We start from the raw sequence: 13,123 nt of genomic DNA on the forward strand, positions 1-13,123 counted from the left end.
TCCCGCCCCTCTCTTCGAACATGGGTCGGGATCCGCGTGGCGGCTCCCCTCCACCACTGGAGAACAACAGAAATGGCAGAGACGCATCCCGCTGCGGTCGAGAGCCTCCTGGCCAAGATCACCTCACGCGAAGCCCAGGTGGGCATCATCGGCATGGGTTATGTCGGCCTGCCGCTGGCGCTCACGTTCATCGAGAAGGGCTTCCGCGTGCTGGGCTTCGACGTTGACCCCGAGAAGGTCACCGCGCTCAGCGAGGGGAAGAGCTACATCAAGCACCTCGATCCTTCGCGCGTCGCAGCGGCATCCAAGACAGGTCGGTTCGAGGCCACGGCGGACTTCTCGCGGCTCAACGAGCCCGACGCCATCCTCATCTGTGTCCCCACCCCGCTCACGGCCCAGCGGGAGCCCGACATGAGCTACGTCGTCGGCTCCGCGCAGAAGATCAAGGAGCGGCTGCGGAAGGGGCAGCTCGTCGTGCTCGAGTCGACCACGTACCCCGGCACGACCGACGAGCTGGTCAAGGGCATCCTCGAGCAGTCGGGCCTGCGCATGGGCGAGGACTTCTACCTCGCCTTCTCGCCCGAGCGCGAGGACCCGGGCAACCGGGACCACAGCACCGCGACCATCCCGAAGGTCGTCGGCGGCGTCGACAAGGCGTCGCTGGACCTCTCGGTGGCGCTCTACTCGCAGGCGATCGCCCGCGTCGTCGGCGTCTCGTCGGCGCGCGCGGCCGAGGCGGCGAAGCTGACCGAGAACATCTTCCGGGCGATCAACATCGCCCTCGTGAACGAGCTCAAGGTCGTCTACGACGCCATGGGCATCGACGTCTGGGAGGTGCTCGACGCCGCCTCGACCAAGCCGTTCGGCTTCATGCGGTTCAACCCGGGGCCGGGCTGGGGCGGTCACTGCATCCCGCTCGACCCGTTCTACCTCGCCTGGAAGGCGCGCGAGTTCGGCGTGTCGACGAAGTTCATCGAGCTCGCCGGCGAGGTGAACGTCGAGATGCCGCACTACGTCGTCAACAAGCTCCAGCTCGCGCTGAACGACCGCGGCAAGGCGCTGAAGGGCACGAAGGTCCTGCTCCTCGGCGTCGCCTACAAGAAGGACATCGACGACCCGCGCGAGAGCCCCGCGTTCGAGATCATCGAGCTCCTCCGCCGGCTCGGCGCCGTGCTCAGCTACCACGACCCGCACGTGCCCAAGCTGCCGCGCATGCGCACCTGGCCGCACCTGCCGGAGCTCTCGTCCCTGCCGCTCAACGAGGACACCCTCAAGAGCCACGACGCGGTCATGATCGTCACCGACCACTCGGTGGTCGACTACGACAAGGTGCTCAAGCACGCCGCCCTGATCGTCGACGCCCGCGGCGTGTACCGTGCGGCGAACCCGAAGGTGATCAAGGCCTGAGCCACGGGCGCCCGCGCGGCGCTCGCTCGCGCCCCCCGCCTGCCCAGCGCGCCGCGCTGTCGACGGCCGCGCGGGGCGCGGGGGACGCGGCGCGGCGCCCTGGTGATCGGGCACCCACCGGGTGCGTCCTCGTCTGCCTCATCCGCTGCGCTGTGAAGTGTCGCTCAACACCCGCGCTGTGGGCAGCGCGCCGCGGGGCTGCTCGCGGCGCGCCCATGTCGCGGTGCGGTGCGGTCCGGCGCAGTCTGGTGACAGAACGGACGAGGCTCTCGCTGAGCTCGCGAAATCGCGAGCATCCCCTTGATGTCAGGGCGCCGGTTCGGTACCCCTCGAAGACGGTCCATGTCCACGCCGCCGCCCATGGTCGGGCCAGGTCGAACGATGTCGCCTGCAGATGACAGCCTGGGCCCTGCGCCGTCGAGCTCGGATTGGAAGGGCCACCTGGAGATCCGGCTCGGCGATCTCCCGGGCACGCGGCGGCCCCTGATGGAGTCTCACATCGTGATTGGAAGGGCGCCGGGCGTTCAGCTCACGCTCGACCACTACACGGTCTCCCGGCGCCACGCGGAGCTCTTCTGCGATCCCTTCGGCCGGTGGTGGATCCGCGATCTCGGCAGCACCAACGGCACGCTCGTCAACGACGAGCGCATCAACGAGAAGGTGCTGAAGCCCGGCGATCGCATCGGCATCGGCGACTACATCCTCGAGTTCCAGCTCACGGCGCGGGCCCCGCGCGTGCCGCTCGACCCGGGCGGACTCCACTTCGAGGAGGACAAGCCGACCGCGATCCGCAAGCTCGGCGAGCTCGACCCGCCGCGGATCGCCGCGAAGCACCTGTTCACCCTGATGGACCTGTCGCGGCGGCTCCTCAGCATCGAGGACGCCACGGACCGGTTCGACGCGCTCTGCCAGCTGATGGTCCGGGAGGACTTCCACGGCAGCATGGCGCTGGCGCTGCGCCTCCGGCAGAACGGCTCGCTGACGATCCTGTCCGGGCCGCACCGCCCGTTCCAGTCGCTCCGGCGCGAGGACTCGGTCGCGCCCCCGTACATCTCGCGCCGCGTGCTCGCGGCGGTGCAGGACACGCGCGAGCCGGTGCTCGCCGGCAACCTGGTGAGCGACAGCGCCACGGTCGAGCTCACGATGTCGCGCGACGTCATGGCGCTCTGGGTGGTCGCGTGCCCGCTGCGGGTCGAGGAGCAGCTGATGAACCTGCTCTACGTGACCTTGCCGCCCGACTTCGGCAGCGTCGAGTGGCTCGGGCTCATCGCGCTCGCGGCCGAGGTCTACCAGCAGGCCGAGTCGGCCTGGGAGGCGCGGCGCCACGCGCAGGCGCACGCGGCGATCGAGCGCGAGCTCGAGATGGCGCACCAGATCCAGCGGACGTTCGTCCCGAAGCGGCTGGAGTTCAAGGCGCTGGACGTGGCGCTCGGCTTCGAGCCGTGCCGGTGGGTCGGCGGCGACTACGTGGACATCGTGCCGATGCCGGACGGCCGCCTCCTGCTCGCGGTGGCCGACGTCTGCGGCAAGGGGCTCCAGGCCGCGCTCATCGGGTCGAGCGTGCACACGATGGTGCGCGCGACGGTCGACGCCGGCCGCGGGATCACGGGCATGATGGACAGGCTGAACGCCTACCTCTGCGAGTACCTGCCGGAGCACTCGTTCGTCACGATGGTGGCCGTCGCCCTCGACCCGGCGACGGGCCGCATGGAGTGCGTCAACGCAGGGCACCCGCCGGCGCTCGTGGCGACCGCGGAGGGCGGCCTGCGGCACCTCCAGGCGGCCGTCAACCCGGCGCTCGGGATCGGCCTCGTGCCCATGGAGGCGCACCAGAGCGTGCTCGCGCCCGGCGAGGTGCTCGCGATGTACACCGACGGGCTCACCGAGCTGCGCAACTCGTCCAAGCAGATGCTCGGGCTGCACGCGCTCGGCACCGGCTTCGCCAAGCTGTGCGCCACCAGCGCCGGCCGCCCTGTCGCGTCGATCGCCGACAAGCTCACGCAGATGCTCGAGGAGTTCCGCGGCGACCAGCTGCCCGAGGACGACAGGGCGTTCCTCCTCGCGCGGCGCACCTGAGCGTCGCGCCGGCCCACCGTGGTCGCGCAACAGGGGCGAACCTCGGCGATGCGGTATCCGTGCCGCGTGGGCGAGCGGTGAAGGTGGGGGCCGCGCAGCTCGGCAGGCCCTCGACGAGGCGCTAGGGCGTCGCGTCGGCCCCCGCCGCCGGCTCCGAGCCCTCCGGCGGCTCGATCGGCTCCGGCTCCCGGTGAGGCGGGCCGACGGGGCCCGCCGAGCCGAAGGGCTGGGTCATCGAGATGCGCGAGCCGGCCTCCATCCGCCGCGGGAACGCGCCCGACACGGACAGGAGCACCGCGTTCCGGATGATGCGCGTGTCGGGGAGCTGCGCGGTCCGCGCTTCGGTGTGCTGGTTCGTGTGCTGGTAGCGGAGCGCGAGCGCGAAGTCGGGGATGACGACGACCGGGCTCCAGAGCAGCGCGACGTCGGTGAGCACCGCGGTCGTGTTCGGCCCCGTGTCGAACTCCCCCGCCGTGTTCCGCTCCAGAGGCTGCGCGAACTGCACGCCGGCCGAGCCCTCGACCGACAGGCGCCACGCGGGGCGGAGGATCGGCGCGGCGGCGCGGAGCGTCAGCTGATGAGAGAGCTGGATCTGCTGCAGGAAGACGTTGGGCGTGGCCGCGTAGGAGTACGCGAGCTCGGCCTCGCCCCGGTCGTGCGCGTAGCGCAGCGCCGCGAGCCCTGCCGGCCGCACGAGCGACTCGGCGTCGCCGGTCAGGTCCGTCGCGACGACCCCGCCGACGTCGATCTGGCTCGAGAAGCGCCGGCCGAGGTCGTGCTGCCAGCTCGCCACGAGCGTGCTGAGGAGCTGATCGCGCGACTCGTACGTGTCCGCGGGGTCGGTGTCGTTGACCGGCGCGTTGTCGAAATGCGTGTAGCCGACCGAGAGCGCGAGAGACGCTATATCGTGGCGGAAGATCCGCTGCGCGCTCAGCGTGTTCGCCGCGCTGAGCGTGCGCTGCGGGCGGTCCTGGAGCGGGTTGTAGACGAGGAACGTCGCCCCCTGCCCGAGCGACCAGACCGGCGAGGGCTGGAACGAGAACCCCTCGTTGAACGACGCCTGCACGAAGTTCGTCGTCCCGCCCGCGGTGCCCGCGAGCGTCGTGGTCCCCGCCGCCTGCTCGAGCTGGAAGGTGTTGAGCTGGCCCTGCGACCCGGCCGCCCCGAGCGTCAGCGTCGTCCTCGGCGACGTGACGAAGCGGCCGGACCACATCGCCATGTTCGAGTACGAGTTCGCCTCCGGGTGCAGGAAGAAGAAGCTCGCCGCGAACGTGTACGACAGCGTCTGCGAGGTCCGCGGCGTCGTGTAGGTGAAGATCAGGCCGGGGCTCGCGGTCCCGAAGCCGTCGGCGCTCGGGCCAGGCCCGGCCGGAGGCTCGGCCGCCGAGCTCACGTTGTCGGTGACGCCGAGCGACCCGGTGAAGACGCCCTGGAGATACGCGTCCTGCGCTCGAGCGTCGTGATGGGTGAGGATCGCGCAGCCGAAGGCCGCGACCGCAATACCTCGTCCGGAGCGCATGAGGGCCGCAAGGTAACAATGGAGCCGGCGCTCGGCTACGCCTCCCCCACCTTTCGACGAGGGAAGTCGCCGGCCGCGCCCCGGGCGCTCAGGTGTCGAGCAGGACGACACCGAGGATGGGCGCCGGCCGGAGCTGCTCGATGGCCAGGCGGAGCGACCTGCGGGTCGACCTCTTGACCAGGGACGTCATGACCACGCCGTGGACCGAGTCGGCGATCACGTTCATGTCCATGCTGCCGAGCACCGGGGGCGTGTCGATGATGATGTACGAGTAGCCCGCGCGCTTGAGGCTCTCGATCGCGCTCGAGAACGCCACCGCGTCGAGGATCGGCGGCCGCTCCGTGCGCGGATCGACGGCCAGGATGTGGACGGGCGTCTGGAGCGAGAGCCTCTGGTCGGGCGGCTTGCTGCCCGACGGCCCGCCCCTGTCCGACGAGTCGATGTGGTCGTCGCTGGGCGCCACGGCGGGCGCCGGCGCCGCCTGCTCGACGACGACCCAGGGGGCGAACCGGTCGTTGGCGTGGCGCTGGAGCTGCTCGGTGAAGCAGCTCGGGGGCTCGAACCGCAGCGCCTTCGCGATGCCCGGCTTGCGGATGTTCGCCTCGACGAGGAGGATCTTCCCGCGGACGGTCTCGCGGAGCGCGAGCGCGAGGTTGATGGCGCACGACGTCTTGCCCTCGCCCGGCGACGCGCTCGTCACGGCGATCGTGGTCCCGGCGCCCGACGGAAGCTTGCGCCGGAGCGTGCGGTAGGCGTCCGCCGGCGGCGAGTACGGCGCGTGGATCATCACGATGTTCGGATCCGCGCCGTCCGGCATCGGCAACGGGCGCACGGTGATCTCGCCCGGGCCGCCCAGGGACTCCTCCGGGAGCAGCCCGGCGCTCTCCGGCGCGGAGGGCAGGGAGCGCATGTGCTCGATGTGAAGCGACGGCGGCTCCTCGAACGTCGGGTCGAGCGACTGCAGCTTCGCGTCCACGGCCTGGTGCGCCGGGTGCGCCGGGGTGGACACCACGCGGTTGAAGATGAGCGAGGGCGGCGAGGAGAAGGTGCTGGTGGCCGAGCGCTCGAGATGGCGCTCGGGAGGCGGCGGCGCCGGCGCCGCTGGCGGCGGCACCTCGCGCACGGTCACCTCGCGCGAGGCTGGCGGCACCACGCGGTCGAAGACGAGGGACGGGGGCGAGTGGAACGTGCCGCTGAACGAGCGCTCGATCGGCGGCGAGCCCCCGGGCTGCGCCGGGTGCGCCGGCTGGGCTGCCACGTTACGGACCCCCACGTCGCGCGCGGGCGGCGCGATGACGCGCTCGATCGGCACCGGCGCCGACGGGCTCGCGCCCGAGCCGCTGGACACGAACCCAGGGCTGCTCAGCGTGGCGCTCAGATCGACGACGCGCGTCACCCCGTGGCTCGGGCCGTGCCGCTCGGGGCCGGGCGGCAGCGCCGGCGCGTGCACGCCGTGCACCGCCACCTGGCCCTGCTGCGCGCCGTGATCCGCGGGCAGGCCCCCCGCGAGGAACAGCGTCGTCGCGGGCGCGGACCCCCGGACGACCGCCGGCGGCATGGCGGGGTGGCCGCCGGGGCCGAGACGCAGCCCGATCCCCTGCGGGGACCCCGAGATCGGCAGATCCTGGCGGATGGTCGGCGAGTCGTAGGCGGCGTTCGGGTCCTCCTGGCTGGAGCTCGGGCGCTCCGCCGAGACGACGTCCTCGGCGTCGTTCGCGAGGCGCAAGACGCGGGCGATCATCTCCTCGCGCACGTCCGGGTCCGGCGCGATCGAGCGCCAGTTGCCGACCACGTTGCGGAGCCGGCGCGCCTCGATGACGAGGGCGCGGACCCGCGCGGTCTGCTCCGCGCGACTCAGGAAGTCGCAGACCTGATCGAGCGCCCGCTCCAGGGAAGCGACCGGCGGGGGCTTTCCCGGCTCAGCACCGCCTGTCTCAGCCACGGCGCCCTCGGGGCGCGCGCGCGGCGGCCGGTACGACGACGAGCACCGGAGCGAGCGCCATTCGATCGATATCTTCCATGTCGTAAACCCGATCATCGAGGACGATGCCTCGCGCCGCTGCGGCCGCGATGCCGGCGGCGATGGACATTAAGAGCCCGCCGATGGCGAGGATCAGCCGCGACGGGCTCGAGGGCGCGCTCGGCCTGTACGCCGGGTCGAGCACCTCGATCTGCGCCGAGTAGCCGCCCTGCTCCGAGCTCGCGGCCATCTCCGCGCGGAACGACTTGCCCTCGAGGTCGGCGAGCCGCTGCTGCGCCCGCACCTTCTCGCGGCTGAGCCGCGACCACTCGGTCTCGGTGTTGATGATCGCCTTCGCCGTCTCGCTCGCGTCGGCCGCGTTCCCCTTCTTCGCGTTCCTGCGCGACGCGATCTCCCGCTCGAGCGTCGCGAGCTGGGCCTTGATCTTCGCCTTCTCGGCCTCGTCGGTCGCGGCGACCTCCACCACCGGCTCCGGCGCCGGCGGCAGGACGAGCGCCTCCTCGGCGCGCCGCAGCGACGCCTCGGCGTTGCTCACGCGGGCCGCGGCGGCCCGGACGTCGGGGTGCTGCTCGGTGAAGCGAGACTGCTTGTCCGCCAGGTCCCGCCGCGCTGTCGCGAGCTCCTGCTCGGCCTGGTCCCTCTGCCGGACGAGCGCGGGGGAGGGACCCCCTCCGGCGCTCGCCATCACCTGCTCGGGCTTGCCGGTGAGCCGGCTCCGCAGGCGGGGCACCTGCCGCTCGAGGGCCTCCAGCGTCGGGTCGGCGGTGGTGGTGCGGCGCTCCTGCGCGCGGATGGCGGCGCCGGTCTGCGCGCCGCCGGGCGCGGCCTGCTCGGCCGCGAACTCGGGGTGCTCGGCCAGGAACGCCGCGAGCTCTGTCTCGGCCTTCTCGACGTCCTGCTCGGCGCGCTTCAGCTCGGAGTCGAGGAACTCGTTCGTGAGCTTCGCCTGCGACCTGCGCATGCGCGTCGTCTCCTCGACGAGGATGTCCGCGAGCCGCTGCGTCACCTCCTGCGCCTGCTCGCGCGTCTCTCCTTCGGCCGAGATCGCGAAGGTGTCGGTCGAGCGGGCCTTGAAGGTGATCTTCATGCGGAGCCGGTCGACGGCGTCGACCATGCCCCGCTTCTCGAGGACGTCGGGGAAGAGGTTGAACTCCGTGACGACCTTCTCGAGGTTGGAGCGCGCGAGCAGCGTCTCCTTCAGCCGCGCGGAGAGGGTGCGGAGCGGGTCGGGCCCGTCTGGCCCGAGGTACGTCGCCTTCACGCCCTCACGGTAGAAGATCACGGTCTCGGAGCGGTACGCGGGCTTCCTCGACTGCACGACGAGCACCGTGAACCCGACGCCCGCGAGCGCCACGAGCACCGCCACGTACCAGTGCGCCAGGGTCCGGTTGATCATCGCGCTGATGCTGGGCGGCTGCGGACCCGCAGGTCGCGCCGTCGCATCGGCGGGAAGCGCCCCGAGCGGCTCCTGGGGCGGGGGAGGCCCGGCGGGCTGCTGGTTCATCTTCCAGTTGTCCATATTCCCCGCTCCCTCGAAGGTTGCCCTGCTCCGCGCGACCCGGAGAACGCACACCCCGGTCCGGCGGACGGCTGCCTATGGTAGACGTGTGCCGCCCGAGCGCCAGCTTGTTGCACGCGGTTATTCCTCGCCGTATCGCCGCTCACCCCACGCCCGCCGCGGGCCGGCCGTGCGCGAGGGCGGCGTGGCCGTGGCGCGCCAGGGACATCGCCGGCGCGGGGCGCGCCGCGACGTGCTCGGGGCGCCGCGGCCAGCGCTGCCGCTGTCGCCAGGCCGGCGGCGCGCACGCCGCCCGCGGCGTCACGTGGGGAACACCCGGTCGAGGCGCAGGAGGCGGAAGATGGCGCGCGGCTGATCGCGCAGCCCCACGATGCGCACCTGGCCGCCGTTCGCTCGTACCCGCTTGAACAGCGAGACGATGACGCCGACGCCAGAGCTGTCGATCAGCCGGAGGGACGAGAGCTCGAGCGTGATGTTCTGCCGGTTCTCGGCCACCAGCTCGTCCACCAACGTCCTGAACTCCGGGGCGGTCACCGCGTCGAGGGTCCCCTCGAACTGCACGACCGTCTCATTGCCGTTATCGGTCCGCGTATAGCTCATTGGATCTTGATGCCCCCTGCGGCGCGGGCTGCGCCCGATCGGGAGACGCTCCGCATTCGAAAACTGCTCGTCCGATGCCCCGTCGCCTCGGCGAAGTTGGTATCGGAACTCTCCTGTTCGCTGCTGCCTTCGCTGCCGTCGCCGGCGATGCACGAGCTGCCCTCCCGCCGCTTCACCAGGCGGAGGACATTCGGGCTGCCGGGACAGTAGTGGACCTCATCCATGAACGATTTGATGATGAAAAGCCCCATCCCGGACTCGGGGAGGTCGTCTATGGGAGGGTTCTCGATGGCCGCGGGATCGAAGCTGCACCCCGTGTCCATCAGGCGGATGATGATGCCGTCCGCGTCGGACTCGATCTCGATGTCGACGTCGCCCGGCGGACCAGCGCGGTATCCGTGAATCGCGATGTTGTTGAACGCCTCGCCGAACGCCGAGACGGTCTGGTCCTCGAAATCCTCCTGGCTCATGCCGGGCGACCCGCCTTCGACCCTCCCAGGCGCGGCCATCTTGCAAGCGGCCGCCACCACGCGGAGGGCGAGGTGGCGATAGGTCAACGAACCTGGTACGCGGAGTCGGATCACGCCCAAACCTCCATCCGAGCTTGTACCCTACCACGTTCTGAACTATGGGAGCCACAAGGTAAACAGTGACACCTGGCGTTCGTGTAGCGAAACGTGCGATCGACATCGCGGGCTCGCTCGTGGGTCTCACGCTGACCCTCCCGCTCTACCCCTTCATCGGCGCGGCCATCTACCTCGAGTCGCCCGGGCCGATCTTCTACATGCAGCGCCGTGCCGGGATGCTCATCGGCACGGAAGTGCGGGACGGCGTCGCCTACCCGCGGTTCGTCGAGTTCCACATGCGCAAGTTCCGTTCCATGCGCGTGGACGCCGAGAAGATGACGGGGCCGGTGCTCGCCCAGCAGGACGATCCGCGCATCACGCGCGTCGGTCGCTTCCTGCGCAAGACGCGCCTCGACGAGCTCCCGCAGTTCTGGAGCGTGCTCATGGGCGACATGAGCATCGTGGGGCCGCGCCCCGAGCGCCCCGAGCTCCTCGTCAACCTGGCGCTCGCCATTCCCTTCTTCGAGGAGCGGATGCGCGACATCAAGCCGGGCATCACCGGGCTCGCGCAGGTCTCGCTCGGGTACACCGGGCGCGCGCCGGCGGAGAGCGAGGTCGCCGCCTTCGAGGCGACGCTGACCAACCCGTTCGGCCTCGAGGAGGCGGAGGGCGCCGAGGCCGACGACATGAGGATGAAGCTGCTCTTCGACCTCGCGTACGCCGCGTCGCTCGAGAAGCTCTCGACGTTCCTGCCGATGGAGCTCTCGATCATCCTGAAGACCCCGCTCGTGATGGTCCTCGGCCTCGGGCGCTGAGCCCCGAGGCCGCGTCGCGGAGCGCGCGCGGCCTCCATCGCCGAGGCCGAGAGCGCGGGCGCGCGCGACCTTCGCGGCGGCCTCGAGGCTCGGCGCCCGAGGACGACCGCGCCCCGCGCGCGCGGCCTCCACCGCCCTAGCCCCTCTTGCTGAGCAAGAAGATCGCGCCAATCAAGCCGAGGTCGGCCAGGATGAGCCGGTACACGTCGCGCTTCTCGAGCTTGACCGAGAAGTGCGGGTCGACGCTCTTGATGGCGCAGTACAGCGCCCCCGCGAGGCCGAAGTAGATCCAGAGCACGTAGTGGTAGGTGAACGAGAGGAAGAAGATCCCGACCATCATCCCGCAGAACCCGGCCATGACCGCCATCGACCAGGCGCGGATCATCGCGAACTGGGCGCCGTGCTCGTACCGCTTGAGCGCGACGAGCGAGATCTTGAGCGTGAGGTAGATCATCGCCGACCACGCGAACATCCCGAGCGGACCGAGCTCCGAGAGCGCGAGGAGGTACGCGTTGTGCGCGGTGAGCCAGTGGTGCTCCGTGAACTGGCGGAAGCCCGCGCCCATCAGCGGGAACATCCGGTAGATGATGAGGCCCTCGGCGAGGATCTCCGTGCGCTCGTTGGCCGACTCCTCCGCCTCGCCGCCGCCTCGCCCGCCGAGGAGCATCAGCGGCGCCGCGAAGATCGCGCCGAAGATCGCGCCGCGGATGCCGTACTTCTTGACGAAGTAGACGCCGAGCACCGTCGCGAAGACGAGCTGGCCGCCGCGCGACTGCGTGAGGATGATCGCGGTCGCGATCACGAGGAGCGACGCGAGGACCAGCAGCGCGCGCGTGAACGAGCGCTTCTGCTCGAACAGGGCGAAGCTGAACGGCAGCACGATGCCCGACGTGAGCGCGAGCTCGTTGGGATCCTGGAGCACGCCGCGCCAGCGCACGCGGCCGTTGATCGTCGACGTCTTGAAGAGGCCGACGCGCTCGCACAGGTACTCGGTGTCGGGATCGGCGCCCGGCCCCTCGCGGCAGTCCACGCGGAGCTCGCAGGAGCGGCCGTCGGGGATGCCGGCCTCGCCGCGAGAGCCGCCGATGGTCTGGGTCATCGCGAGGCACTGCCACGAGGAGAACCCCTGGTGCACGGCGACGGCCGCCACGAAGAGGCCCATCACGAGCACTGTGCCGGCGAGCTTCTGGAAGCCCTTGAAGCCCTCGGGGCTGTGCGCGATCAGGAAGAAGAGGACGAACGTCACGCTGATCGAGACGAAGCCCTCGGAGAACTCGGCCGGGTTCCGCACGCCGAGCGTGAGCACGCACCAGAGGTAGGTGAAGATGGCCCACCGGAGCTGCGGGGTCGTCCTCAGCCTGGTCTTGCCCAGGGCGAGATCGAGGCCCATGCCCATGAACGCGAGGCCGAGCCACAGGTAGAGGAACGGCAGGTTCTCGAACCGCTCGTCCCACTCCTGAGGCCTGCCGTAGATGAAGATGATGAGAAGGATGACCCCGGGGAGCGCGAGCATGGCGAGGGTCCTCAGCGAAGACGCGGTTCGGGTGGAGGGGGACGTTCCGGAGAATCGCGGGCCGCGTCAAGCAAGTTGCGCTCGAGCCCCCCGGCGGCTGGGCCGGGCGCGCGTCGTCGCGTGCTTCACGTGCTGAGGCCCATGCGGCGCACGGCCTGGTTCAGGAACGGCACGAACTCGTCCGCGGCCTTCTCGTTCCCCTCGCGCGAGGGGTGGTGGTCGGTGTTCCCCTCCGAGCCGTACAGGGAGAAGTTCGACTCGCCCTTGTTCGTGAGCGCATCGTAGTAGTCGAAGACGACGACGTTCTTCTCCGCATAGCCGCTGAGCCAGCCGTCGGGCGACTTGACCCAGTTGTTGAACGAGCGGGCGAGGTCGGCCTGGCGCTGCGCGACCTGGGCCTCGGACGGCTTGCCGAGGAGCTGCTTCGCCGTCCACTTCCAGACGGGCTCCTTCGAGCGCTTGAGGATGTTGGCGGGCGCGGTGACGTAGACGAACAGCGTGTCCTTCCGCTTCGCGAGCTCGGGCAGGAGCGACGCCAGCGTGGCCTTCGCGTTCCAGACCGTGAGCTCCGGACCGGCCGGGTTGCCGGGGGCGGCGCCCTCGCCGACGAAGCGGTTGTTTGGATAACAGGACTTGAAGACGACGATCCGGTTCACCACGCCGTCCGGGTGCATCTGGTCGTTCAGCGCGACCCGGAGCACCTTGTCCATCTTGTCGCGGAACTTGGGCGCCCAGTCGAAGAGGTCGGTGTTCTCGCCGATCTCGCTGCCGTACGAGGCCTCGTGGACGCGGTAGCCCTGCGCCGTGAGCTTCTTCTTGAGCCCGCCCCCGTTCGGGTGCGCCTCGTAGACGCACGACGCCTTCTCCTTCTCGGGGCCTGGATCCGTGAGCATCTGGCCGCCGCACGAGTGGTGGATGAACAGGAGATCCAGCGGGGCGTCGGGCCGGGCGCCCGAGAAGCCGGACAGATCGAGCGCGCCGGCCTTCGCGATGGGCCCCGTCGCGGCGGGGGCGCTGCCCTCGATAGGGATGAACAGGGCGCCCAGCGCGACGAAGAACGCGCCGGCAGAGACGAGGTGCTTCTTGCTCATGACATCTCCGTAGAAGACGTGGCGGGGGACGATAAA

10 protein-coding genes are annotated in these 13,123 nt (G+C 70.6%); 3 read left to right on the top strand and 7 right to left on the bottom strand.

From position 1 onward, the window contains the following. Positions 1-72: 72 nt before the first annotated feature. Positions 73-1,407: a nucleotide sugar dehydrogenase gene (locus tag WME89_RS07395; RefSeq protein ID WP_438008530.1), complete on the top strand. Its 1,335-nt coding sequence runs from the start codon at positions 73-75 to the stop codon at positions 1,405-1,407. 381 nt (positions 1,408-1,788) lie between these two features. Further along, positions 1,789-3,483: a SpoIIE family protein phosphatase gene (locus WME89_RS07400; protein WP_437624376.1), complete on the top strand. Its 1,695-nt coding sequence runs from the start codon at positions 1,789-1,791 to the stop codon at positions 3,481-3,483. Between the two features lie 121 nt (positions 3,484-3,604). Here WME89_RS07400 and WME89_RS07405 read toward each other — a convergent pair whose 3' ends face one another. From WME89_RS07405 to WME89_RS07425, 5 genes are all read right to left on the bottom strand, one after another. Then, a complete protein-coding gene (locus WME89_RS07405) occupies positions 3,605-5,002 on the bottom strand; it encodes a hypothetical protein (RefSeq protein WP_438008531.1) in 1,398 nt (465 codons plus the stop codon). 88 nt (positions 5,003-5,090) lie between these two features. Further along, positions 5,091-6,944 (bottom strand): CpsD/CapB family tyrosine-protein kinase, encoded by a 1,854-nt coding sequence (locus WME89_RS07410; protein ID WP_438008532.1) that lies wholly within the window; start codon positions 6,942-6,944, stop codon positions 5,091-5,093. Next, positions 6,937-8,502, bottom strand: coding sequence for a GumC family protein (locus WME89_RS07415; RefSeq protein ID WP_438008533.1), 1,566 nt, complete (start codon positions 8,500-8,502; stop codon positions 6,937-6,939). Before WME89_RS07415 ends, WME89_RS07410 begins: the two co-directional genes overlap by 8 nt. Before the next feature lie 300 nt (positions 8,503-8,802). After that, positions 8,803-9,102 carry an STAS domain-containing protein gene (locus tag WME89_RS07420; RefSeq protein WP_044985570.1) on the bottom strand — a complete coding sequence of 100 codons (300 nt, stop codon included), beginning with the start codon at positions 9,100-9,102 and terminating at the stop codon, positions 8,803-8,805. Next, entirely contained in the window at positions 9,099-9,572 is a 474-nt protein-coding gene (locus WME89_RS07425; RefSeq protein ID WP_438008534.1) for an ATP-binding protein, read from the bottom strand. The genes WME89_RS07420 and WME89_RS07425 overlap by 4 nt, the downstream gene beginning before the upstream one ends. Positions 9,573-9,751: 179 nt before the next feature. Here WME89_RS07425 and WME89_RS07430 point away from each other — a divergent pair, with 179 nt between their 5' ends. Continuing rightward, positions 9,752-10,483, top strand: coding sequence for a sugar transferase (locus WME89_RS07430; RefSeq protein ID WP_436625558.1), 732 nt, complete (start codon positions 9,752-9,754; stop codon positions 10,481-10,483). 136 nt (positions 10,484-10,619) lie between these two features. Here WME89_RS07430 and WME89_RS07435 read toward each other — a convergent pair whose 3' ends face one another. Together WME89_RS07435 and WME89_RS07440 are read right to left on the bottom strand one after the other, a co-directional pair. Then, positions 10,620-11,996: an O-antigen ligase family protein gene (locus WME89_RS07435; protein ID WP_438008535.1), complete on the bottom strand. Its 1,377-nt coding sequence runs from the start codon at positions 11,994-11,996 to the stop codon at positions 10,620-10,622. A gap of 125 nt (positions 11,997-12,121) precedes the next feature. Then, positions 12,122-13,087: a hypothetical protein gene (locus WME89_RS07440; protein ID WP_437624384.1), complete on the bottom strand. Its 966-nt coding sequence runs from the start codon at positions 13,085-13,087 to the stop codon at positions 12,122-12,124. Between the last annotated feature and the right edge of the window lie 36 nt (positions 13,088-13,123).

The organism is Sorangium sp. So ce321, from assembly GCF_051530195.1.
In the GTDB taxonomy this organism is placed as follows: domain Bacteria; phylum Myxococcota_A; class Polyangia; order Polyangiales; family Polyangiaceae; genus Sorangium.